Annotated in this window: 22 protein-coding genes; 5 read left to right on the forward strand and 17 right to left on the reverse strand. The window is 71.0% G+C overall.

Features of this window, described 5'->3' with window-relative positions:
* The first annotated feature begins 71 nt into the window (after positions 1-71).
* A complete protein-coding gene (locus AC4PMY_RS14500) occupies positions 72-1,088 on the forward strand; it encodes an MDR family oxidoreductase (RefSeq protein WP_071260450.1) in 1,017 nt (338 codons plus the stop codon).
* Positions 1,089-1,357: 269 nt separating this feature from the next.
* Here AC4PMY_RS14500 and AC4PMY_RS14505 read toward each other — a convergent pair whose 3' ends face one another.
* From AC4PMY_RS14505 to hemQ, 9 genes are all read right to left on the reverse strand, one after another.
* Positions 1,358-1,648: a hypothetical protein gene (locus AC4PMY_RS14505; RefSeq protein WP_064294905.1), complete on the reverse strand. Its 291-nt coding sequence runs from the start codon at positions 1,646-1,648 to the stop codon at positions 1,358-1,360.
* Positions 1,649-1,759: 111 nt separating this feature from the next.
* The gene (locus AC4PMY_RS14510) at positions 1,760-2,170 is read right to left on the reverse strand and encodes a DUF4190 domain-containing protein (RefSeq protein WP_491623068.1); all 411 of its coding nucleotides are present in this window, start codon (positions 2,168-2,170) and stop codon (positions 1,760-1,762) included.
* Positions 2,171-2,362: 192 nt separating this feature from the next.
* Positions 2,363-2,710: a hypothetical protein gene (locus AC4PMY_RS14515; protein ID WP_064294907.1), complete on the reverse strand. Its 348-nt coding sequence runs from the start codon at positions 2,708-2,710 to the stop codon at positions 2,363-2,365.
* A gap of 108 nt (positions 2,711-2,818) precedes the next feature.
* Complete coding sequence (gene hemL, locus AC4PMY_RS14520; protein ID WP_491623069.1) at positions 2,819-4,234, reverse strand: glutamate-1-semialdehyde 2,1-aminomutase; 1,416 nt, start codon at positions 4,232-4,234, stop codon at positions 2,819-2,821.
* Positions 4,231-5,238 (reverse strand): porphobilinogen synthase, encoded by a 1,008-nt coding sequence (gene hemB, locus AC4PMY_RS14525; RefSeq protein ID WP_086475190.1) that lies wholly within the window; start codon positions 5,236-5,238, stop codon positions 4,231-4,233. The genes hemL and hemB overlap by 4 nt, the downstream gene beginning before the upstream one ends.
* A gap of 61 nt (positions 5,239-5,299) precedes the next feature.
* Entirely contained in the window at positions 5,300-6,124 is an 825-nt protein-coding gene (locus AC4PMY_RS14530) for a uroporphyrinogen-III synthase (RefSeq protein ID WP_071260454.1), read from the reverse strand.
* Positions 6,121-7,068, reverse strand: a complete 948-nt coding sequence (gene hemC, locus AC4PMY_RS14535; RefSeq protein WP_064294911.1) for a hydroxymethylbilane synthase — start codon at positions 7,066-7,068, stop codon at positions 6,121-6,123. The genes AC4PMY_RS14530 and hemC overlap by 4 nt, the downstream gene beginning before the upstream one ends.
* A complete protein-coding gene (locus AC4PMY_RS14540) occupies positions 7,065-8,315 on the reverse strand; it encodes a ferrochelatase (RefSeq protein ID WP_064294912.1) in 1,251 nt (416 codons plus the stop codon). The genes hemC and AC4PMY_RS14540 overlap by 4 nt, the downstream gene beginning before the upstream one ends.
* Positions 8,315-9,037, reverse strand: a complete 723-nt coding sequence (gene hemQ / locus AC4PMY_RS14545; protein ID WP_064294913.1) for a hydrogen peroxide-dependent heme synthase — start codon at positions 9,035-9,037, stop codon at positions 8,315-8,317. The genes AC4PMY_RS14540 and hemQ overlap by 1 nt, the downstream gene beginning before the upstream one ends.
* Before the next feature lie 91 nt (positions 9,038-9,128).
* Between hemQ and AC4PMY_RS14550 the strand changes: the two genes are divergently transcribed.
* A complete protein-coding gene (locus tag AC4PMY_RS14550; protein WP_064294914.1) occupies positions 9,129-9,590 on the forward strand; it encodes a GNAT family N-acetyltransferase in 462 nt (153 codons plus the stop codon).
* Between the two features lie 16 nt (positions 9,591-9,606).
* Here AC4PMY_RS14550 and AC4PMY_RS14555 read toward each other — a convergent pair whose 3' ends face one another.
* The 5 genes from AC4PMY_RS14555 to hemE form a co-directional block, all read right to left on the reverse strand.
* Positions 9,607-9,858: a DUF3618 domain-containing protein gene (locus AC4PMY_RS14555; protein WP_079003603.1), complete on the reverse strand. Its 252-nt coding sequence runs from the start codon at positions 9,856-9,858 to the stop codon at positions 9,607-9,609.
* A complete protein-coding gene (locus AC4PMY_RS14560; RefSeq protein WP_064294953.1) occupies positions 9,848-10,270 on the reverse strand; it encodes a phage holin family protein in 423 nt (140 codons plus the stop codon). Before AC4PMY_RS14560 ends, AC4PMY_RS14555 begins: the two co-directional genes overlap by 11 nt.
* Before the next feature lie 17 nt (positions 10,271-10,287).
* The gene (locus AC4PMY_RS14565) at positions 10,288-10,710 is read right to left on the reverse strand and encodes a hypothetical protein (RefSeq protein WP_064294916.1); all 423 of its coding nucleotides are present in this window, start codon (positions 10,708-10,710) and stop codon (positions 10,288-10,290) included.
* A 132-nt stretch (positions 10,711-10,842) separates the two neighbouring features.
* Positions 10,843-12,387 carry a protoporphyrinogen/coproporphyrinogen oxidase gene (locus AC4PMY_RS14570; RefSeq protein WP_071260460.1) on the reverse strand — a complete coding sequence of 515 codons (1,545 nt, stop codon included), beginning with the start codon at positions 12,385-12,387 and terminating at the stop codon, positions 10,843-10,845.
* Complete coding sequence (gene hemE, locus AC4PMY_RS14575) at positions 12,384-13,475, reverse strand: uroporphyrinogen decarboxylase (protein ID WP_064294918.1); 1,092 nt, start codon at positions 13,473-13,475, stop codon at positions 12,384-12,386. Before hemE ends, AC4PMY_RS14570 begins: the two co-directional genes overlap by 4 nt.
* A gap of 114 nt (positions 13,476-13,589) precedes the next feature.
* Between hemE and AC4PMY_RS14580 the strand changes: the two genes are divergently transcribed.
* The gene (locus tag AC4PMY_RS14580; RefSeq protein WP_071260461.1) at positions 13,590-15,050 is read left to right on the forward strand and encodes a glutamyl-tRNA reductase; all 1,461 of its coding nucleotides are present in this window, start codon (positions 13,590-13,592) and stop codon (positions 15,048-15,050) included.
* A gap of 118 nt (positions 15,051-15,168) precedes the next feature.
* Here AC4PMY_RS14580 and AC4PMY_RS14585 read toward each other — a convergent pair whose 3' ends face one another.
* Positions 15,169-15,762 (reverse strand): DUF4190 domain-containing protein, encoded by a 594-nt coding sequence (locus AC4PMY_RS14585; protein WP_491623070.1) that lies wholly within the window; start codon positions 15,760-15,762, stop codon positions 15,169-15,171.
* A 154-nt stretch (positions 15,763-15,916) separates the two neighbouring features.
* Between AC4PMY_RS14585 and AC4PMY_RS14590 the strand changes: the two genes are divergently transcribed.
* Positions 15,917-16,717, forward strand: coding sequence for an esterase/lipase family protein (locus tag AC4PMY_RS14590; protein WP_139205363.1), 801 nt, complete (start codon positions 15,917-15,919; stop codon positions 16,715-16,717).
* Complete coding sequence (locus AC4PMY_RS14595; protein WP_071260463.1) at positions 16,714-17,145, forward strand: NUDIX hydrolase; 432 nt, start codon at positions 16,714-16,716, stop codon at positions 17,143-17,145. Before AC4PMY_RS14590 ends, AC4PMY_RS14595 begins: the two co-directional genes overlap by 4 nt.
* Positions 17,146-17,243: 98 nt before the next feature.
* On the opposite strand, the gene AC4PMY_RS14600 is transcribed toward AC4PMY_RS14595, so the two are convergent.
* Entirely contained in the window at positions 17,244-18,149 is a 906-nt protein-coding gene (locus AC4PMY_RS14600) for a serine hydrolase (RefSeq protein WP_064294922.1), read from the reverse strand.
* Between the two features lie 268 nt (positions 18,150-18,417).
* Entirely contained in the window at positions 18,418-19,188 is a 771-nt protein-coding gene (locus AC4PMY_RS14605) for an SDR family NAD(P)-dependent oxidoreductase (protein ID WP_071260465.1), read from the reverse strand.
* Between the last annotated feature and the right edge of the window lie 14 nt (positions 19,189-19,202).

The following is a 19,202-nucleotide window of genomic DNA, read 5'->3' on the forward strand; positions in this document are numbered from 1 at the left end:
GCCCCTCGGCGGGGAGGCGTAGGCTCGACGGACAGCCACCGACCGGTCACCGCACCGGAGACAGGAGCACCATGGGCCGCGCATACCTCGTCGAGCAGGTCGAGCACGAGGGTGGCAAACCCACCCGGACGGTCGACCTCCGCGACCTCCCCGACGCCTCACTGCCCGACGCCGCCGTCACCGTCGACGTCGAGTACTCGAGCATCAACTACAAGGACGCCCTCGTCCTCACGGGGAAGCCGGGCGTCGTGCGGTCGTTCCCCATGGTCGCGGGCATCGACCTCGTCGGCGTCGTCGCGGCGTCGAGTGATCCCGCGTGGACGGCCGGCGACCGCGTGGCCCTGTTCGGCGACGGCCTGAGCGAGACCCGGTACGGCGGGCTATCCGAGCGTGCGAAGGTGCGGTCCGAGGCGCTCGTCCGCGTCCCCGACCACGTCTCGAGCGCACAGGCCGCCGCGATCGGCACAGCCGGGTACACCGCGGCCCTCGCCGTGCTCGCGCTCGAGCACGGCAGCGCGACCTCCGGCGCCGTCCGCGTCGGCGGGCTCCCCGTGCTCGTCACAGGAGCGGGTGGCGGCGTCGGAGGCATCGCGATCGCACTGCTGGCCGCCGCCGGCTTCGAAGTCACCGCCTCGACGGGGCGGGTCGACGAGCTGGGTGACGCCCTGCGGCGGCTCGGTGCGACGTCGATCGTCGATCGCGCCGAGTTCGCCGAGGCCGGTCGCCCGCTCGGCAGCCAGCGCTGGGCGGGAGCCGTCGACTCCGTCGGCGGTCAGACGCTCGCGACGGTCCTGTCGCAGGTCGAGTACGGCGGGACGGTCGCCGCCTGTGGTCTCGCCGGTGGGTCCGATCTCCCGACGTCGGTCATGCCGTTCATCCTCCGCGGAGTCACGCTCGCGGGCGTGAACTCCGTCGAGGCACCGCTCCCCCTGCGGCAGGCCGCCTGGGAGCGCGCTACCACCGCGCTCGACCTCGATGTCCTCGACACCCTGACCGAGACGGTCCCCCTCGCCGACGCGACGGATGCGGCGGAGCGGGTCCTCGCAGGCTCGGTCCACGGCCGGATCGTCGTCGACGTCCGCGCCTGATCGGGCCCAAGGAACAGGCCCGGCCGTCCCCAACTCAGGAGAGTTGCGGCGCGGCGCACGCCCACCCCGGCGACACACCGGCCGACTCCTGAGACAGGGACATCACCCGACCCGCCGTCCCCAACTCAGGAGAGTTGCGGTGCGGCGCACGCCCACCCGGGCGACACACCGGCCGACTCCTGAGACAGGGACACCGCGCAGCGCTCCAGGAACGCGACAGCGGCCGGTGCCCGAAGGCGACCGGCCGCTGCCGACGGGACTGCTGAGACTCAGTAGCCGGCGGTCGACATGACCGAGCCGAGCGCGACGGCGTAGAAGATGCCGCCGATGATGCCGAGCACGACGAGGATGATGCCGATGATGACACCGATCTTGGCGAGCTGGTTCGGGTAGCCGGCGTCCTTCGACTGCTTCTGCGCGACGAGGCTGATGATCAGGCCGACGAGCGGCACGACGATCGCGAGGATGAGGCCGACGAGGCCGAGCGTCTTGCCCGGGTAGTCGGCGGGCAGGGCGCCGCCCGGCTGCTGCGGGGCGTTGTACTGGGGTGCGTTGGTCATGATGGTTCCTCTCGAGGATGGTAGATGCGCCACGGGCGCGAGCCAACAGTAGTGGGTTAGGTACCCGACAGGCGATGGGGACAACTCCCCAATCGCCCGGATGTCATCTGATTACGGGCAGGTGATGGTGGTCGTGCCGTCGGTGTGGACACCGCTCCCGAGGGACTCACATGCCTCGTTGAACGCCGCAGCACCGATCGCGATACCCGCGATGATCGCGATGATCGCCAGCACGATGAAGACGATCGACAGGATGAGGCCGACCTTCGCCAGCGTGTTCTTGACACCCGCGTTCTTCGACTGCACCAGTGCGACGATGCTGAGGATGAGGCCGATCGGCGGAGCGAGGAACGCGAGGATCAGCCCGACGATGCCGAGCGTCTTGCCGGCGGTCGCGTCGCCGGAGGGAGCTGCGCCGCCGGAGTACGCGGGAGCGGAGCCGTACTGATCCTTCGGGGGCTGCGGCGCCTGGGGAGCCTGCGGCGGCTGGCCGGGGTACTCACCGGGAGGAGGAGTCGACATGGCTGTGGTCCTTTCGAACAGGCGGATCTGCGGAGGTTCGAGCGCGCCCAGAATACCGGTCAGACGTCGTTTTGTGCCCTGTTCGAGGGAAATGGTTGCGAACGGCCCTGATCAGCGCCAGGATGCGCTGGCACCGTGCCCTGGCCCACGATCCGGGCCCGGCCGAGACCGCCGTGCGTCCGGCAGCTCGTCCTAGTGCAGGTCGAGGGCCGCGATGAGCTCGGCGCTGCGACGGGTCGTGATGATGAGCCGCGAGTACTCCGCGTCTTCGAGATCGATGACGACCGACGGTTTGGTGCCCTTGATGACCAGGAAGTCCATGCCACCGTGGAACTTCCACTGGCCGATGGCGAGCGTCAACGGGATCGCGGTGCCGGGCGCTCGGATGCCCCGGACCCAGATCCACGGGTCGTCGGTGATGGTGGCGGAACGGATGCTCGACCGTGGCACGACGACGTTGCTCCGACGCAGCGAGAGCGCTTTGTCGTACGCGGACAGCTCGATCTCCAGTCGGTCGGGGTGCAGACGCAAGGAGGCCATGCCTCTAGTCTGCCAACCCCCACCGACGTTCGCGTTGCCGGAAGTTCACAAAGCGGTAACGCATGCCCTGTGCGACGGCCGACGTCGGCGGCGGGGCGACCGTCCGACTCAGCGGATGGCCGCCGCAGCCGCGCGGGCCGCCGCGGGCAGGGCGTCGACGATGCGTCCGATCGCTTCGTCGTCGTGCGCCGCGGAGACGAACCAGGCCTCGTACACGCTCGGCGGGAGCGACACCCCGGCGTCGAGCATGCGGTGGAAGAAGGCCGGGTACCGGAAGGCGTCCTGCCGCAGGACCGCGGCGTAATCGGTCGGTGCCGTCTCGCTGAAGGCGAAGGAGAACAGGTTCCCGGCGCGTTGCACGGTGTGCGCGACCCCGGCCTCCGTGAGTGCGTTCGAGGTCGCCTCGGACACGATCGCGGCCGCCGCATCGACCCGACGGTAGACGTTCTGGTCGGCGAGGCGCAACGTCTCGATGCCGGCGGCGAGGGCCACCGGGTTCCCCGAGAGCGTCCCGGCCTGGTAGACCGGGCCGGTCGGCGCCAGCAGGTCCATGAGCTCGGCGCGCCCACCCAGCGCGGCGAGGGGCATGCCGCCACCGATGACCTTGCCGAAGGTGAAGAGGTCGGGCTGGTACACACCGACGGGGATGCTGATGGCACCGGTCGAGTTGGCGACGGCGTGGTTGCCGGCCTCCCAGGCCTCGGCGCCCGGCACGGGCTCCGTGCCCGGTGCGACGGCGGCGAGTCCGCGGTTGTCGAGCCCCCACCAACCGGCGGAGGAGACGCGGAACCCGGTGAGCACCTCGTCGATGATGACCAGCGAGCCGTACTCGTGCGCGAGCTTCACGACGCTCGCGTTGAACCCCGGAGCCGGCGGCACGACGCCCATGTTGGCGGAGGCCGCCTCCATGATGATCGCGGCGATGTCCTGACCACGCTCGGCGAAGACCTCGCGGAGTGCCGACCGGTCGTTGTACGGGACGACGATCGTCTGGGCGGCCGTCTCGGCGGTGACCCCGGCGGACCCCGGCAGGGCGAGGGTCGCGACGCCCGATCCCGCTTCGGCGAGCAGGCCGTCGGAGTGGCCGTGGTAGTGGCCGGCGAACTTCACGATGAGACTGCGACCCGTGGCACCGCGCGCGAGGCGGATGGCCGTCATAGTCGCCTCGGTGCCGGTGGAGACCATGCGCAGCTTCTCGATCGGCGCGACACCGGACGCCTGGACGCGCTCTTTGACGAGCTCCGCGAGCTCGGTCTCGGCCGGGGTGGACGCGCCGAAGGAGAGACCGCGGGCCGCAGCGGCCTGCACGGCCTCGACGACCTGCGGGTGCGCGTGTCCGAGGAGCGCGGGGCCCCAGGCGCTCACGAGGTCGACGTACTCCACTCCCTCGGAGTCGGTGATGTAGGGACCGGTCGCGGACACCATGAACCGCGGCGTACCGCCGACCGAGCGGAAGGCGCGGACGGGCGAGTTCACCCCACCGGGGATCGACCGCTGGGCTCTGACGAATGCTGCGTCGTTCATCGGGTTCCTCCTGCACGCAGGCCGCGCGCCTCATCCAACCAACCGGCGAGTTCGACGGCCCAGTAGCTCAGGACGACCTCGGCTCCGGCGCGCTTGATGGACAGCACCGACTCCTCGATCGCGCGTCGACGGTCGATCCAGCCCTGCCGGGCGGCGGCCTCGATCATGGCGTACTCACCGGACACCTGGTACGCCCAGACCGGGATCGACACCGTGTCCGCCACGTCGGCCAGGACGTCGAGGAAGCTCCCCGCGGGCTTCACCATGACGATGTCGGCGCCCTCGGCCTCGTCGATGAGGGCCTCGCGCAGACCCTCACGACGGTTGGCGGGGTCGAGCTGGTAGGTGCGGCGGTCGCCCTGCAGTTGCGAGTCCACGGCCTCGCGGAACGGCCCGTAGAGCGCGGATGCGAACTTCGCCGAGTAGGCGAGGATGATCGTGTCGTCGAACCCGGCGGCGTCGAGCGTCTCGCGGACGGCGGCGACCTGGCCGTCCATCATGCCCGAGAGCCCGAGGAGGGCCGAACCCGACTCGGCCTGGGCCAGCGCCATGTCGCGGTAACGGTCGAGCGTGCGGTCGTTGTCGACGCGCCCGCGGTCGTCGAGGACGCCGCAGTGTCCGTGATCGGTGAACTCGTCGAGGCAGAGGTCGGTCTGCACGACCAGGGCGTCGCCCACCTCGGCGACGAGCGCACGGGTCGCGACGTTGAGGATGCCGTCGGGGTCGGTCGCGCCGGAACCCACAGCGTCGCGCTCGGCCGGGACGCCGAAGAGCATGACCCCACCGATGCCGGCCGCTGCCGCCTCGGCGGCGGCCCGCTTGGCGCTGTCGACGGTGTGCTGCCGGACGCCCGGCATCGAGGAGATCTCGACCGGCTCGGAGACGCCCTCCCGCACGAACATGGGGAGCACCAGCTCCGCCGGGTCGAGTCGCGTCTCGCTGACGAGGCGACGGATGGCCGGCTGCTGCCGGAGACGACGGGGACGGGTCTCGGGAATGCTCACCCGTCCAGCCTACGCGCCGCCGCCGACGCGCCCTCCCGGTTCGCGCAGGGCGTGAAGCCGGTCAGCGGTTCTCGTCGCCGGCGTCCTCGTCGCGCTTCTGGCTGAGCGCCACGGACACGATCGCCTCGATCAGCGAGTCGACCGTCTGCTGCTCCGCCACGACGTCGACCCGGAGCCCGTAGCCTCGGGCGTCACGAGCCGTGCGGGGTCCGATCGCGGCGATGACGGTGCTCTCGGGGATCTCGGGGAACTGCGAACGGACCTGCTCCGCCACGCTGCCCGAGGTGACGAGGATGGCACGCACCCGGCCGCTGGCGACGTCGGCGACGATCTTCTCGGCGACCGGGACACCGACCGTGCGGTAGGCGACGACGGACTGGACGTCGTGCCCGGCGGCGATCAGGCCCTCCGTAAGGAGCGGCTTGGCGATGGCCGAGCGGAGCGTGAGGATGCGCTTCGGGTGCGGTTCGAGCGCCGTGAGCTCCTGCACCATGCCCTTGGCGGAGTTGTCCTTCGCCGGCACGAGGTCGACGCTGTAGCCGACGGCGGTGAGTGCGGCAGCGGTGGTCTCGCCGACGGCGGCGACCCTCGTCGTCTCGGGGATCCGGATCCGCTGCGAGGACAGCACGTCGACCGTGGTCGCGCTCGTCACGGTGAGCCAGTCGAACTCGCCCGCCTCGAGCGCCGCGAGCGCGGTCCCGAGGGTCTCCGGGTCGTCGGTGCTGGCGAAGTTGATCATCGGGGCGACGACGGGCGACCCGCCCTTGCCACGGACCGTCCCGGCGACCGAATCGCCCCACGGACCGCCGCGCGGCACGAGGACGCGCCACCCGCCGAGCGGCTTGGTGGCGGTGGGAACGGTGTTCGACTTCGTCCAGTCCTTCACGCAGCGCCTCCCAGCGGGGCGAGGTCGGCTGCGCCGGCCTCGATGAGCTCGTCCGCGAGCGAGACACCCAGCGCGTCGGCCGCTTGCAGCAGCTCCCGCCCGTGTCCGTCGCCGGAGAACCCCTCCGCGCGGCTCTCCCGGTGGATCATCTCGGTGCCGTCGAGTGAGTAGACGGCGGCCTGCAGCACGAGGTCCTCGTCATCGAGCCACGCTGCGGCGCCGACGGGGGCCGAGCAACCGGCCTCGAGTCGACGGAGCACGGCCCGTTCCGCCGTGGCCTGCCATCGGCTCGGCGCGTGGTCGAGCAGCGCGATGGAACCGGCGATGGACGACTCGTCGTCGTCGAGGCACTCGATCGCGAGCGCCCCCTGCCCCGGCGCGGTCGGCCAGGTGTCGAGGTCGAAGAGCCCGGTGACGGCATCGAGCCGTCCGAGGCGGGTGAGACCGGCGGCCGCGAGGACGACGGCGTCGAGGTCGTCGTCGATGCGGCGCAGGCGGGTGTCGATGTTGCCGCGGATGTCGACGACCTCGAGGTCGGGCCGGATGCGCTTCAGCTGGGCGATCCGTCGCGGTGAGCCGGTGCCGATCCTGGCCCCCTGCGGCAGGTCGTCGAGCGAGCGGTCGTCCGAGGCGCACAGCGCGTCGCGTGGATCCTCGCGCATCGGCATGGCGGCGATCGTGAAGCCCTCGGCCGGAGCCGTCGGGAGGTCCTTCAAGGAGTGCACGACGAGATCGCACGCGCCGTCGAGCAGGGCGTCGCGGAGCGCGTTGACGAACACGCCCGTCCCGCCGATGGTCGAGAGCGACTCACGACTCGTGTCGCCCTGCGTCGTGACGGTGACGATCTCGACGTCCTCACCGGTGGCCGCCGTGAGGGCGTCGGCCACATGACCGGTCTGCGCCAGCGCCAGGGCGCTGCCGCGGGTTCCGATACGAAGGGTCATGGGGCGATCCCCGAGAACGCCGGTTTGAAGCCCAGCCGGGCGTTCTCGCAGCACCCGGGGCGGCAGACGTCGTACCAGGGGCCGAGGTCGGTCATGTGCGGTCGTTCCTCGACGGGCGTGCCGTCGCGGCGCTCGAGGACGAGGTCGACGAGTCCCTTGACGTAGGCGGCGGCGGTGCCCGGCGTCGGGACGCGGACGGCGGCCAGGCCGTGTTCGCCAGCCGTCTCGATGGCCTCGTTGTCGAGGTCCCACATGACCTCCATGTGGTCGCTCACGAAGCCGAGCGGCACGATGACGATCGCCTTGCGGCCGGCGGCGGGCAGCTCGGCGATCGCGTCGTTGATGTCGGGCTCGAGCCACGGCATGCTGGGCGGGCCCGACCGGGACTGGTAGACGAGCTGCCACGGCACCGAGACACCGCTGCCGACCGCGCCACCGAGGACACCGGCCTCACGGAGCTGGTCGATGGCGTTCGCCATGACGACCTCGGCCACCGCGAGGTGCTGGGCCTCGTACGCCCCGTGGTCGCCGAAGCCGCGGAAGTCGGGGCCGGAGCGCGCGGCGTCGCCGGTGGGGATCGAGTGCGTCGCGAAGAGCACCTCGATCTCCGTCTCGGCGGAGAGCTCGGGCTGTTCGCGCAGGTACTCGGCGATCGCCTCACGGACACCGTCGATGAACGGGGTCACGAAGCCGGGGTGGTCGAAGAACTGACGCACCTTGTCGATCTGGATCTCGCCCTGGAGGTTCGTCTCGTCGACGGCGATCGCGAAGTCCTCGCGGTACTGCCGACAGCTCGAGTACGAGGAGTAGGCGCTCGTGGCGATCGCGATGAGCTTCGTGAAGCCGCGCTCGTGCGCCTCGGTCAGCGCGTCGCGCAGGTACGGATCCCAGTTGCGGTTGCCCCAGAGGACCGGGAGGTCGATGCCACGGGACGCGAGTTCGAGCTCCAGGGCCGCCTTGAGCGCACGGTTCTGGTCGTTGATGGGGCTGACGCCGCCGAAGTGGCGGTAGTGGTGCGCGACCTCTTCGAGACGCTCCTCGGGGATCCCGCGCCCGCGTGTGACGTTGCGGAGGAACGGGATGACGTCGTCCTGGCCCTCGGGCCCGCCGAAGCCGGCGAGGAGGATGGCGTCGTAGTCCGTCGGCTCGGAGACGTGCTCAGGACCGGCCGCTGCGGCGTCGGTCGCGCCGCGGACGATGCGCTCGGGGGCCTCGGCTCCGGTGCTCCCCAGGTTCATGGCTGCCATCAGCGCACCACCTCCAATGCCTCGGCGGGCGTGATACGGCGGCCCGTGAAGAACGGCACCTCTTCGCGCACGTGGCGGCGCGCTTCGGTGTTGCGCAGGTCGCGCATGAGGTCGACGAGTTCGACGACGTCGTCGGCCTCGAGCGGCAGGAGCCACTCGTAGTCGCCGAGGGCGAAGGAGGCGACGGTGTTGGCGAGCACACCCGTGAACGCCGCACCCTGACGGCCGTGCTCGGCGAGCATCTTGCGACGCTCCTCCTCCGGCAGGAGGTACCACTCGTAGCTGCGCACGAAGGGGTACAGGCAGAGCCAGCCCTTCGGCTCGATGCCGCGGAGGAACCCGGGGACGTGCTGCCGGTTGAACTCGGCGTCGCGGTGGACGCCCATGGCGTTCCAGGTGGGTGCCAGCGAACCGAGGATGGCGGTGCGGCGCAGCTCGCGGAGGCCGGCCTGCAGGCCCTCGGCGGTGTCGCCGTGGAGCCACAGCATGAGGTCGGCGTCGGCGCGGAGGCCGGAGACGTCGTAGATGCCGCGCAGGGTCACGCCCTGGGCTTCGACGAGTGCGATGGATGCTTCGAGTTCGGAGACATGCTCTTCGCCGAGCGGCAGCGCACTCGCCGGCTCGCGGCGCAGGACAGCCCAGAGGGTGAATCCTGAGGGGCCAGTCGGGGTGGCTGAGTCGGTCGGGTGGTGCGATGCCTCGGCAGAGGCCGGGTGAGTCATAGTCCTATCCTCACCCAGTTCGGTCGATTGGGCAAAAGGGGCAGGTCACGATTGACACCGAGCCCAGCCTCACCGGCGATACAGTCGGGTGATGACCAGCGAGCAGCCTCCCGTCCAGTACCACGTCGCCAGAGCGGCCGAGATGGATCCGGTGACGCTCTACCGTGTGCTGAAGATCCGCGTCGACGTCTTCGTCGTCGAGCAGACGGCGCTCTTCGCCGATCTCGACGGACGCGACATCGAGGACGGGACCCTCATCGCCTGGGCGCAGGAGGGCGACGAGGTGCTCGCGACGATCCGGATCCTGACCGAGGCCGAGCACTCGGAGATCGGACGGGTGGCCACGGCGTTCACCGCCCGCGGGCGAGGTCTCGCCGCGGAACTGATCCGCCGCGCGGTCGCCGACCACGGGCATCGGGAACTCCGCATGGGCGCCCAGAAACGCCTCGCCGACTGGTACGGCCGGTTCGGGTTCGAGATCAGCGGCCCCGACTATGTGGAGGACGACATCGTGCACGTCCCGATGACGCGCGTCGCCACGCCGAGCGACTGACCGGCGGCGCGACGCGTCAGCGCGCGATGGCGCGGACGATGCCCCATACGGCCAGCCCCGCCGCACCGGCGAGGCCCGCGACACCGGCGTAGAAGACCGCCGGGCGTTCGACCTTGACGGTCGCGATCTGCACGATGGCTCGACGCTTGGCGCGGTGCACCTGCTTCGGGACGTTGAGCTTGTCCTCGATCGCGTTCAGTGTGGCGACGAGCTCGGCACGAGCCTGCTCGGGCGAGGGCGTCGCCCCCGGGAACTGGTCAACGGTCATACTCGCCGAGTCCCTTCACTGCCTTGATGTCTTCCTTCACGTTGTCCATCGGGCTCGGGTCCTCGTTGATCTTCTTGAAGTAGCGCAGCGCGATCAGTACGAGGACCGCAGCGACGAGGACGAAGAGCACGAAGACGCAGAGCGCCGCCAGCCACGAGGGCATGACGAGCGCGAGCGCGAGGATCAGCACTGCGACGAGCACGCCGACCGCGAAGAAGAGGAACACCGCGGCACCGGCGACGAAGGCCGCGCCGATACCCGCGTACTTGCCCTTGTGGGCGAGCTGCGTCTTGAGGTTGGCGATCTCGGCCTTGACCAGGTTCGAGACGACCCCGGGCAACTGGCCGACGAGGGTCAGGAGGGACTCGTCGCGCTTGTCGTAGCGCGGCTCCGAGCGGTTGCGGTCACTCATGAACGGCATCGTCGGTGCTACTCGCCGCTCTTGGGCTTCGGTGCCGTCGTCTTGGGCGCGGCAGGCTTCCGCACTGCGGGCTTCGAGGCCGACGACGTCGAGGTGCCGGAGGCCGTGCGGGCGTCCTTGACCGTCTCGGACACGTCCTGGACGGTGTCCTCGGTCTTCGAGATGGCCTTATCGAGCTTCTGGCCGGGCGTCGAACCCTGCTGGCTGACGACCTTCGCGACGGCGCTGACGCCGCTCCACAGAGCCGCGGGGACCTCACTGATGCGTGCCTTGGCGAAGTCCTCGACCTTGCCGCGCTGCGCGCGCACCGGCTTCGCGTTCCACAGCTTGACCCACTGCGTCTTGATCTGCTCGTAGCGTTCGCGTCCGGCGCGGGTACCGAGCACGTAGCCCGTGAGCCCACCGACGACGAACATGACCTTGCCCTTCATGGCGCCTCCGTCTGTTCGAGTGGTGCTGTGATGCTGCATCCAACGGGACCAGCGTAGTCGGGTGTCACTCCGACGCCACCATCCGGTCGGGGGTTGACAGGAAAAGATGCCGGGTCGGGCATATGGGCGCGTCTACCGCTGCAGCGCCTGATGGCGGAGTCGTGCCGCCGCCTCGTGGGCGTCGGGGACCACCGAGGCGAGCCCCGTGCCCGACAACCAGGCACCAGTGACCGCTAGGTCGGGCACCTCGGCCACCGCTTCCCGGATGGCCGTCGAGCGTTCACGCTGGCCGCGCGCGGCGGTCGGTTGCGTCCCTGTCCAGGAGATGCGGTGGAAGCCGCGGACGCTGCCCGGGTCGAGCTGGACGCCGAGCATCGCGGACGCGTCGTGCAATGCCGTCGAGAGCAGCTCCTCGTCGGTCAACGCGCTCGTCGCGTCGGCCTCGCCCTGACGGCCGAAGGACAGGCGGACGACGTGGCGGTGCTCGCCATGCTCCTTCGCGCGGTCGGCGAGCCAGGCCCATTTCGCCGTCGCGTGGGTGAGCGCCTTGGCGTGGAGCGTGGAGCCGGGTGCGACGAGCAGCCCGGAGCCGCGCGGTGCGGCGTCGAGTGCCGGTTCGTCGAGCACGATCGTCACGAGTTCGATCGGCGCGGGCAGGACCGGGTCGCCCGCATCGTCGCCGGCGGCGGGGAGATCGCGGAGCGCCGGCCCGACGTCGGCCAGCAGGTTGCGGGCCGGCTGCTCGGGCGTCGCGATGAGGACGAGATCGGCCTCGAGCACCCGACCGTCGGTCAGGGCGACGTACCAGGGGGCCTTCGACGCACCCGCGGCGGCGGGGCGCTCGCTCATCCGCGGGAGGCCGGCGTCGCCGAGGCCGACACCCGGTCCGTCCACGTCGATGTCGAACGGGTTCCGGGAGATCGCCGTGACGGCGACGCCGGTGATGAGCGTCGACCCCCACCGCTCGAGCTCCGCGGTCAATCCCTCGACGAGGACGGTCATGCCACCGTCGAGGCCGCCGACCGCGGCACCGGCGGGCGCGTTCTCCCGGAGGGCCGCGACGGCGAGGGACAGCGCCCCGGTGCGGGTCAGCGCGGCGTTCAGTCCAGGAGCCGCGCGGTCGACGTCGAGGTCGTCCGGAGCCGCCGAGTAGACGCCCGAGGTGACCGGTGCGACGAGGAGGTCGTGGACGGCCGCGCCCATGCGCTTCCTGACGAGCGCACCGAGGTTGTGCTCGGTGCCGATCGTGAGCGGCGGGCGGATGCGGTCGAGGTAGGCGCGCAGGGCACCTTTCCAACCGATGACCCGACGGACGTCGTCCGCGAGGGGGTTCGTCGGGATGCCCAGCAGTCCCGCCTTGGGGAGCGGGACACTCCGCTGCGGCTGTCCGGGCTTGGCGACGTGCAACCAAGCCCCCGCCCGGTTGGGACGCACGACGCGGTCGGTCAAGCCCAGCTGCTCGATGAGCTCGACGACCGAGCCACCGCGCGTCGCGAAGCTCTCGGCACCGACGTCGACGCGGAGACCCGCGACCTCGGCGGCCGCGAGCGCACCACCGAACGACTCCTGCGCATCGACGACCGTGACCGAGATGCCGACCTTGGCGCAGTCGACCGCGCCGACGAGTCCGGCCACACCACCGCCGATGACGACGAGACGCTTCGGCTCGAGACTCATGCGGGCTGCCAATCGTGGGCGAGGGCGACGATGCGGGTCAGGACGTCCGGGTCGGTGTCGGGCGGGACCCCGTGGCCGAGGTTGAGGACGTGCGACGGCGCCGCCGTCCCGCGCTGGAGGATGTCGAGGACGTGCGCCTCGAGGACCGGCCAGGGGGCGGCGAGCAGTGCCGGGTCGATGTTGCCCTGCACGGGGACGCCGCCACCGAGACGTCGGATGCCCTCGTCGAGCGCCAGCCGGTAGTCGACCCCGACCACGTCGGCGCCGACCCGGTGCATCGCGCCGAGCAGTTCACCGGTCCCGACGCCGAAGTGCACCTTCGGGACGGCGAGGTCGGCGACGTGCGCGAGCGCGGCCCGGGAGGCCGGGGCGACGTGACGCTCGTAGTCCTCGAGGGAGAGCGCCCCCGCCCACGAATCGAAGAGCTGCGCGGCCGACGCGCCGGCGAGCACCTGGGCGCGGAGGAAGCGACCGGTGACGTCCGCGCACCAGGCCATGAGCTTCGCCCACGAGTCCGGGTCGGCGTGCATGAGGGTGCGGGCGGCGAGGTGGTCCTTCGACGGCCCGCCCTCGACGAGGTAGGCGGCGAGCGTGAAGGGCGCGCCAGCGAAGCCGATGAGCGGCGTGCGGCCGTCGCCGATCCCCGCGAGCCCGGCGACGGTGAGCGCGACGCCTTCGCGGATGGGCGCCAGTGTGTCGTCGAGGACGGCGGGATCGAGCGCGACGAGCGCGTCGACCTCGGCGGCCGTCCGCACCGCCGACCCCATGACGGGACCACGGCCCGGCACGATCTCGACCGCGACGCCGGCCTGCTTCAACGGCACGACGATGTCACTGAAGAAGATGGCCGCGTCCGTCCCGTGCCGTCGGATGGGCTGGAGGGTGATCTCGCTCGCCATCGCCGGGTCGAGGCAGGCGTCGAGCATGGCCGTCCCGATCCGCAACTCGCGGTACTCGGGCAGCGACCGGCCGGCCTGCCGCATGAACCAGACGGGCGTCCGCTCGGGACGGGTGCCGCGGTACGCGGTGATGAGCGGCGACGACCGGGTCACGCCGGTGACGAGGGGGTGTTCGGGTGGGAGACTCACCCTTCCATCCTCCCATCTCCGCCCTGAGAGCGAGGGGCGTGCGTGCGATCGGGTGAGGGTCACCTGGGTGGCTTCCCGGAGAGGCCGACGTGCCCGCTCGGGTAGACTCATCGGGTGCTCATGTGTGTGACGGCGAGCCATAAGAACGCCACCTTCGACCTCCTCGAACGACTCTCAGTCGGTGCCGAGGGCGTTGCCGCGCGCCTGGTCGAGCACCACGAGTGCGTCTCGGGTGCCGTCGTCGTGGCCACCTGCAACCGGTTCGAGGCGTACATCGACCTCGACGAGCCCGTCACCGCCGCCGCATCCGTCGCCTTCGAGGCCGCTGCGGAGGCCGTCAGCGAGACCACAGGCATCCCCGCCGAGCAGCTGCGGGAGGTGTTCGACCTCAGCATCGGCACCGCAGCAGCCGAGCACCTCTTCGCCGTGTCGGCCGGACTCGAGTCCGTCGTCGTCGGCGAGGGCGAGATCGCCGGCCAGGTGCGGCGCTCCCTCGAGGCAGCTCGCGCCGGTGGCACCACCAGCTCCGAGCTCGAGCGTCTGTTCCAGCGCGCGTCTCAGACCTCCCGCGGCATCAAGAACCGCACGCCGCTCGGGCGCGCCGGGCGCTCCATCGTGCGTCTCGCCCTCGACCTCGCGGAGAGCCGTATCGACGACTGGGCCACGCAGCGAGTGTTGCTCGTCGGCACCGGCGCGTACGCCGGCGCGAGCCTCGCCGCCCTCCGCGACCGCGGCGTCACCGACGTCCTCGTGTACTCGCCGTCCGGCCGCGCCGAGAAGTTCGCGCGCTCGCACGAGATCGGTTGGATCGGACACGACGACCTCGCCCGCACCACCGGCGAGGTCGACATCATCGTGACCTGCACCACCGCCGAGGGCCACGTCGTCGACGCCGAACTGCTCCGCGCGGGTCGCACGGCCGTCGCCGCCGACCACCGCGCACGAGCCGCGGCCGCCACGGACGCACCGACGCTCTCGTTGATCACCCCGGCCGACGCACCGGCGGCACCCGAGCCCACCGGGGTCTCCGCACTCGTCCACGACGTCATCACCGAAGCCGCCGCCGAGTGCCCCGTGCCGCACGCCTCGGCCCAGCTCGTCATCGACCTCGGCCTGCCGCGTAACGTCGACCCCGACGTCGCCACGGTGTCCGGTGTCGTCCTGCTCGACCTCGAGACCATCCGCATCCACGCGCCGCTCGAGGAGCTGCAGGCCACCGAGGTCGCACGCTCCATCGTCAGCCGCGCCGCACAGAAGTTCGCTGCGGTCGGCGAGGAGCGCAGCCTCGAGCCCGCCGTCGTCGCCCTCCGCAGCCACGTGCACGCGCTCGTCGAGGCCGAGGTCGCCCGTGCGACCGCGCGTGGCGACGACGACGGCTCGACCGCCCGTGCACTGCGGCACCTCGCCGGCGTGCTGCTGCACGAACCGACGGTGCGGGCGCGGAACCTCGCCCGCAACGGCGAGCAGGCCGCGTACACGACGGCGCTGCAGACGCTCTTCGGTATCGAGGTCCCCCAGGCACCGGCGGTCATCGCTCCGGTCGCCGACACCGATTCGGCAGCTTCCGCCTCCTAGGTTTCCGGCCCCACTGAGCCGTCTGGCCCCTGAGCCTGTCGAAGGGCGCTCGAACGACGAACGGGCACCGGCGCGATGCCGATGCCCGTCATGATCCGCCTGCCGAGCAGGCCGTGGATCAGTAGTCGTAGTTGTAGCTGCTCGCGGTACTGATCGCGCCGGCGATGAGCAGGACGTAGAAGATGATGAAGATGACACCGACGAGCACCGAGACGCCACTCACGATCGTGCCGGCGAGGGCCAAGCCGCGGCCCTGCTCGCCGGTGCGCTTGATCTGACCGAGCGCGATGATGCCGAGCACGAGGCCGACGACGCCGAACCCGACGAACGGGGCGATGAGCGAGATGATCGCCATGACGTTCGTCTTCGGGCCGGTCGGCTGCGCGTAGCCGTACGGAGCCTGGGGCTGACCGTAGGGAGCGGCGGGCTGACCGTAGGGGTTCTGCTGCTGACCGTAGGGAGCGGCGGGCTGACCGTAGGGGTTCTGCTGCTCGCCGTACGGAGCCTGCGGCTGGCCGTACTTGGGCTGCTCGCCGTACTGCGGAGCCTGCTGGCCCGACTGCTCGCCGTAGGGCGAGGGCTGACCGTACTGCGGCGCCTGTTCCCCGTACTGCGGAGCCGGCGGAACCTGCGATTCGCCGTAGGCCGGCTGCTGGGGGTTCTGGCTCTGACCGTATGGGTCGTTCGGCTGGCCGGAGTTCGGATCAGTCATGAAGGTGCACCTCGCGCATAGGGGTTCGACGAACGGACTCATGCTTGCAGCGTGCCGTCGCCTTGTCAACACAGGGTAACCCGCGATCCCTGATGTTCACTGGGCTCGTGCGGCGCGCACCGGAGGCGGTGGCAAGATGGACGAGGGGGTGCGGATGGACGAGGAATCGGTGGCGGAAGCCGAGGACGTCTCGCTCGCCGACGCCCCGCCGGTCGCCGAGCGACCTGGCGCGCTGGCCATCGCCGGGATCGTCGCCGCCGACTGGGTCCACTCGGTCGTCTGGCACACGCGGGCCTTCTTCAGCGGGCGCATCCCGAAGGAGTACGCCCGTGGCGACGCGAGTCGACCGGTCGTCGTCCTCATCCCCGGCGTGTACGAGACCTGGGCGTTCCTGAAGCCGGTGGCCGACCGCCTGAACGCCGACGGCTACCGGATCCGCATCGCGCGCGGCCTCGGCTACAACCGCAAACCCATCCGCGACACGGCGGCCCGCTTCGCTCGCGCGCTCGGGCGGTTGCCGAAGCCCGCCGCCGGGTGCGTCATCGTCGCGCACAGCAAGGGAGGGCTCGTCGGGAAGGAGCTGCTCCTCACCGAACGCGAGCGGCTGGGCCTGCTCGGGGTCGTCGCGATCTGCTCGCCGTTCTCCGGATCGGTGCTCGCGAAGTACGTGGTGGACCCGAGCCTCCGTGCGTTCCTCCCGACGGACGAGACCATCGTCGCGCTCGGCGCCCCGCACGACGTCAACACCGACATCGTCTCGATCTACAGCACCTTCGACCCGCACGTGCCGTCCAGCAGCGTGCTGCCCGGAGCAACGAACGTGCTCCTCCCGGTTCCGGGTCACTTCGTGATCCTCAGCACGGACGAGCTCAAGGACGCCGTGGAACTCGCCGTCGACGGGTTCGCCGATCGGGTGCGGCCCGCGCTCGACCCCGAGAGCCCGGCCGACCGGTGAGCCGTGCACCCGCGGGCTCGGGCAGCCCGCTCCCCGACATCCTCGTGTCCGCGGTCGCGATCGTCCGCGGACGGCGGGTCCTCATGGTGACGGCTCGCGGTCGCGACGTCCTGTACATGCCCGGCGGGAAGATCGACGCGGGCGAGACGCCGGCCGAGGCCGCCGTCCGGGAGGCACGCGAGGAGGTCGCGGTCGAGATCGATCCGGCGCGGGTCTCGCCGTTGTTCACGGTGGTCACGCAGGCGCACGGCGAGCCCGACGGCCGGTTGGTGCGGATGCACGTCTTCGCGGCAGAGACGGACGAGACACCGATGCCCTCCGCCGAGGTGAGCGCGGTCCACTGGGTGGGCACGGAGTCACTCGACCGCTGCCCGCCCGCGGGGCGTGAGGTGCTCGAACGCCTCGCGGCGGCGGGGCTCATCGACTGAGTGGGCGTTCGACAGCCGCATCCTGCCCTTCGACACGCTCAGGGACCGGAGGAGGTGAGCCCTTGGACACGCTCAGGGACCGGAGGAGCGAGACCGGCTCAGTGCACGTACTCGAGGAGGTCCTGGCCGAGGATCCGGACGGCGTCGACCACCCCGAGGCGCGTGCCGAGCTCCGTGTCGTCGTAGCTCGTGCACACGGCGTAGCTCACGGCGCCGTTCGGGCCTCGGAGGATGCCCGCCTCGGCTCGCACACCGACCCCGGATCCGGTCTTGTTGAAGAGTTGGATGCCGTGGTCGGGCTCACGGTGGGCCAGCGGATCGAGCCCGAAGCCCGAGGCGACGAGCGAGAGGTCCGTGTTGAGCGACAACCAGGCCAGGACCCGGCGGCTCGTGGTGGCGTCGACGATCTCGCCGGTCGCGAGTGCCTGGAACAGCCAGGCGAGTTCGCGGGCGGAACCGACGGAGAGCTGCGGTGCGTTGTCGGGGCCGCGGTGGTCGCGGACGATGTCGAGGAGAGCCGTGCGCTTCAGCCCGATCTCCTCGGCACGGTGGCGGACGGCGTCGAGACCGATGTGGCGGAGCAGGACGTTCGTGGCGAGGTTGTCGCTCGTCGCGCCGACGAGGGCCGCGAGGTCGGCGACCGGGAGGGACGGCGCTTGGAGGTGCTGCCAGATCCCGGAGTCGGCGACGGCGTCGAGCGGCTCGCGGTCGAGGATGGTGAGGCCGCTGAAGTCGGCGTCGCCGAGGCGGGCCGCGACCTCGATGAGGAGGAGGACCTTGCCGATCGAGGCGGTGGGCACGACGACGTGGTCGTCGGCCGACATGAGCATCTCGCCGGTGGTGATGTCGTTGATCCGGAGGCTGACCTGCGCGCCCGACGCGGCCAGCTCACCGAGGGCGCTGAACCCGCGGGTGAAGGGTTCGATCTGGGCTGAGGCACGGTGGCGCCCTCGACGCGCATCGCGCGAACGGCGACGTTCCGACTCGTGCACTCGTGAAGCCACGGCTGACCGAACTCCTCTGCTCCAGATGGTGATCCCGACGATCCTGCGGCTGTGGACCTGCCCCGGTCAGCCCACTCGACGGCCCTCCGCCGACCCGCGCAGCGGGCCTCCGGATGTGCCGTCCACGGTATCGTAAGCGGCCTTCGCGCTGGCTGCGAATCCGGGCCTGGGAACGTCGTTCCCGGGCGCGTCGGTCCGACATCCGTCGCTTCACCACCCGTGAATCCGGCCGGTCCACCGCCCGGATCCCGTCAGGTCCAGAGCCTGATCAGACGCGAGCGCGGGCTGGGAACTGGGTCGCGAACTTGCCGCCACTGACGTCGATCAGCGCACCGGTGACGTAGCCCGCCTGGTCGCTCGCGAGGAACCGGACGACGTTCGCGACGTCCTCCGGTTCCTCCCAACGGCGCACCGAGAGTGTGTCGAGGAGTTCGTCCTGCTGCGCCGTCGGGAGGTCGGCGAAACCGTTCATCGCCGTCGGCACCATGCCGGGGGCGTAGGCGTTCACCGTGATGTCCCACGGTCCCAGCTCGCTCGCGAGGACCCTGGTGAGCTGCACCACCGCGGACTTCGACGCCGCGTAGGCCGCGCTGCCGACGCTCGGGATGACCGCGGCGAAGCTCGCGGCGTTGATGATGCGCCCGGAACGCTGTCCCTTCAGATACGGGATGACCGCCTTCGACACCCGGAACACGCCGCCGACGTTGACGTCGAAGCACCTGGTCCACGCGGCGTCGCTCGTCTCCTCGAGCAACGACTGCACGTTGATCCCGGCGTTGTTCACGAGGACGTCGATCCCTCCGAGCTCGGCGGCAGCCGCCGCGACCGCGCGCGACACGGAGTCCTCGGATCGCACGTCACACGTGATGGCGACGAGGCCACCGTGGTGGGTTGCCACGAGCGCGTCGAGGGCGGAGACGTCGAGGTCGAGCACCGCGACGCGGGACCCCTCGGCGAGGAAGGACTCCACGAGGGCGAGCCCGATCCCCCGAGCACCTCCGGTCACGATCACCCGTCGGTCCGTCAGGTCCAGCAGCATCGGTGTCTCCCGTC

It is taken from the genome of Plantibacter sp. MDV22-iso1 (genome assembly GCF_058408345.1).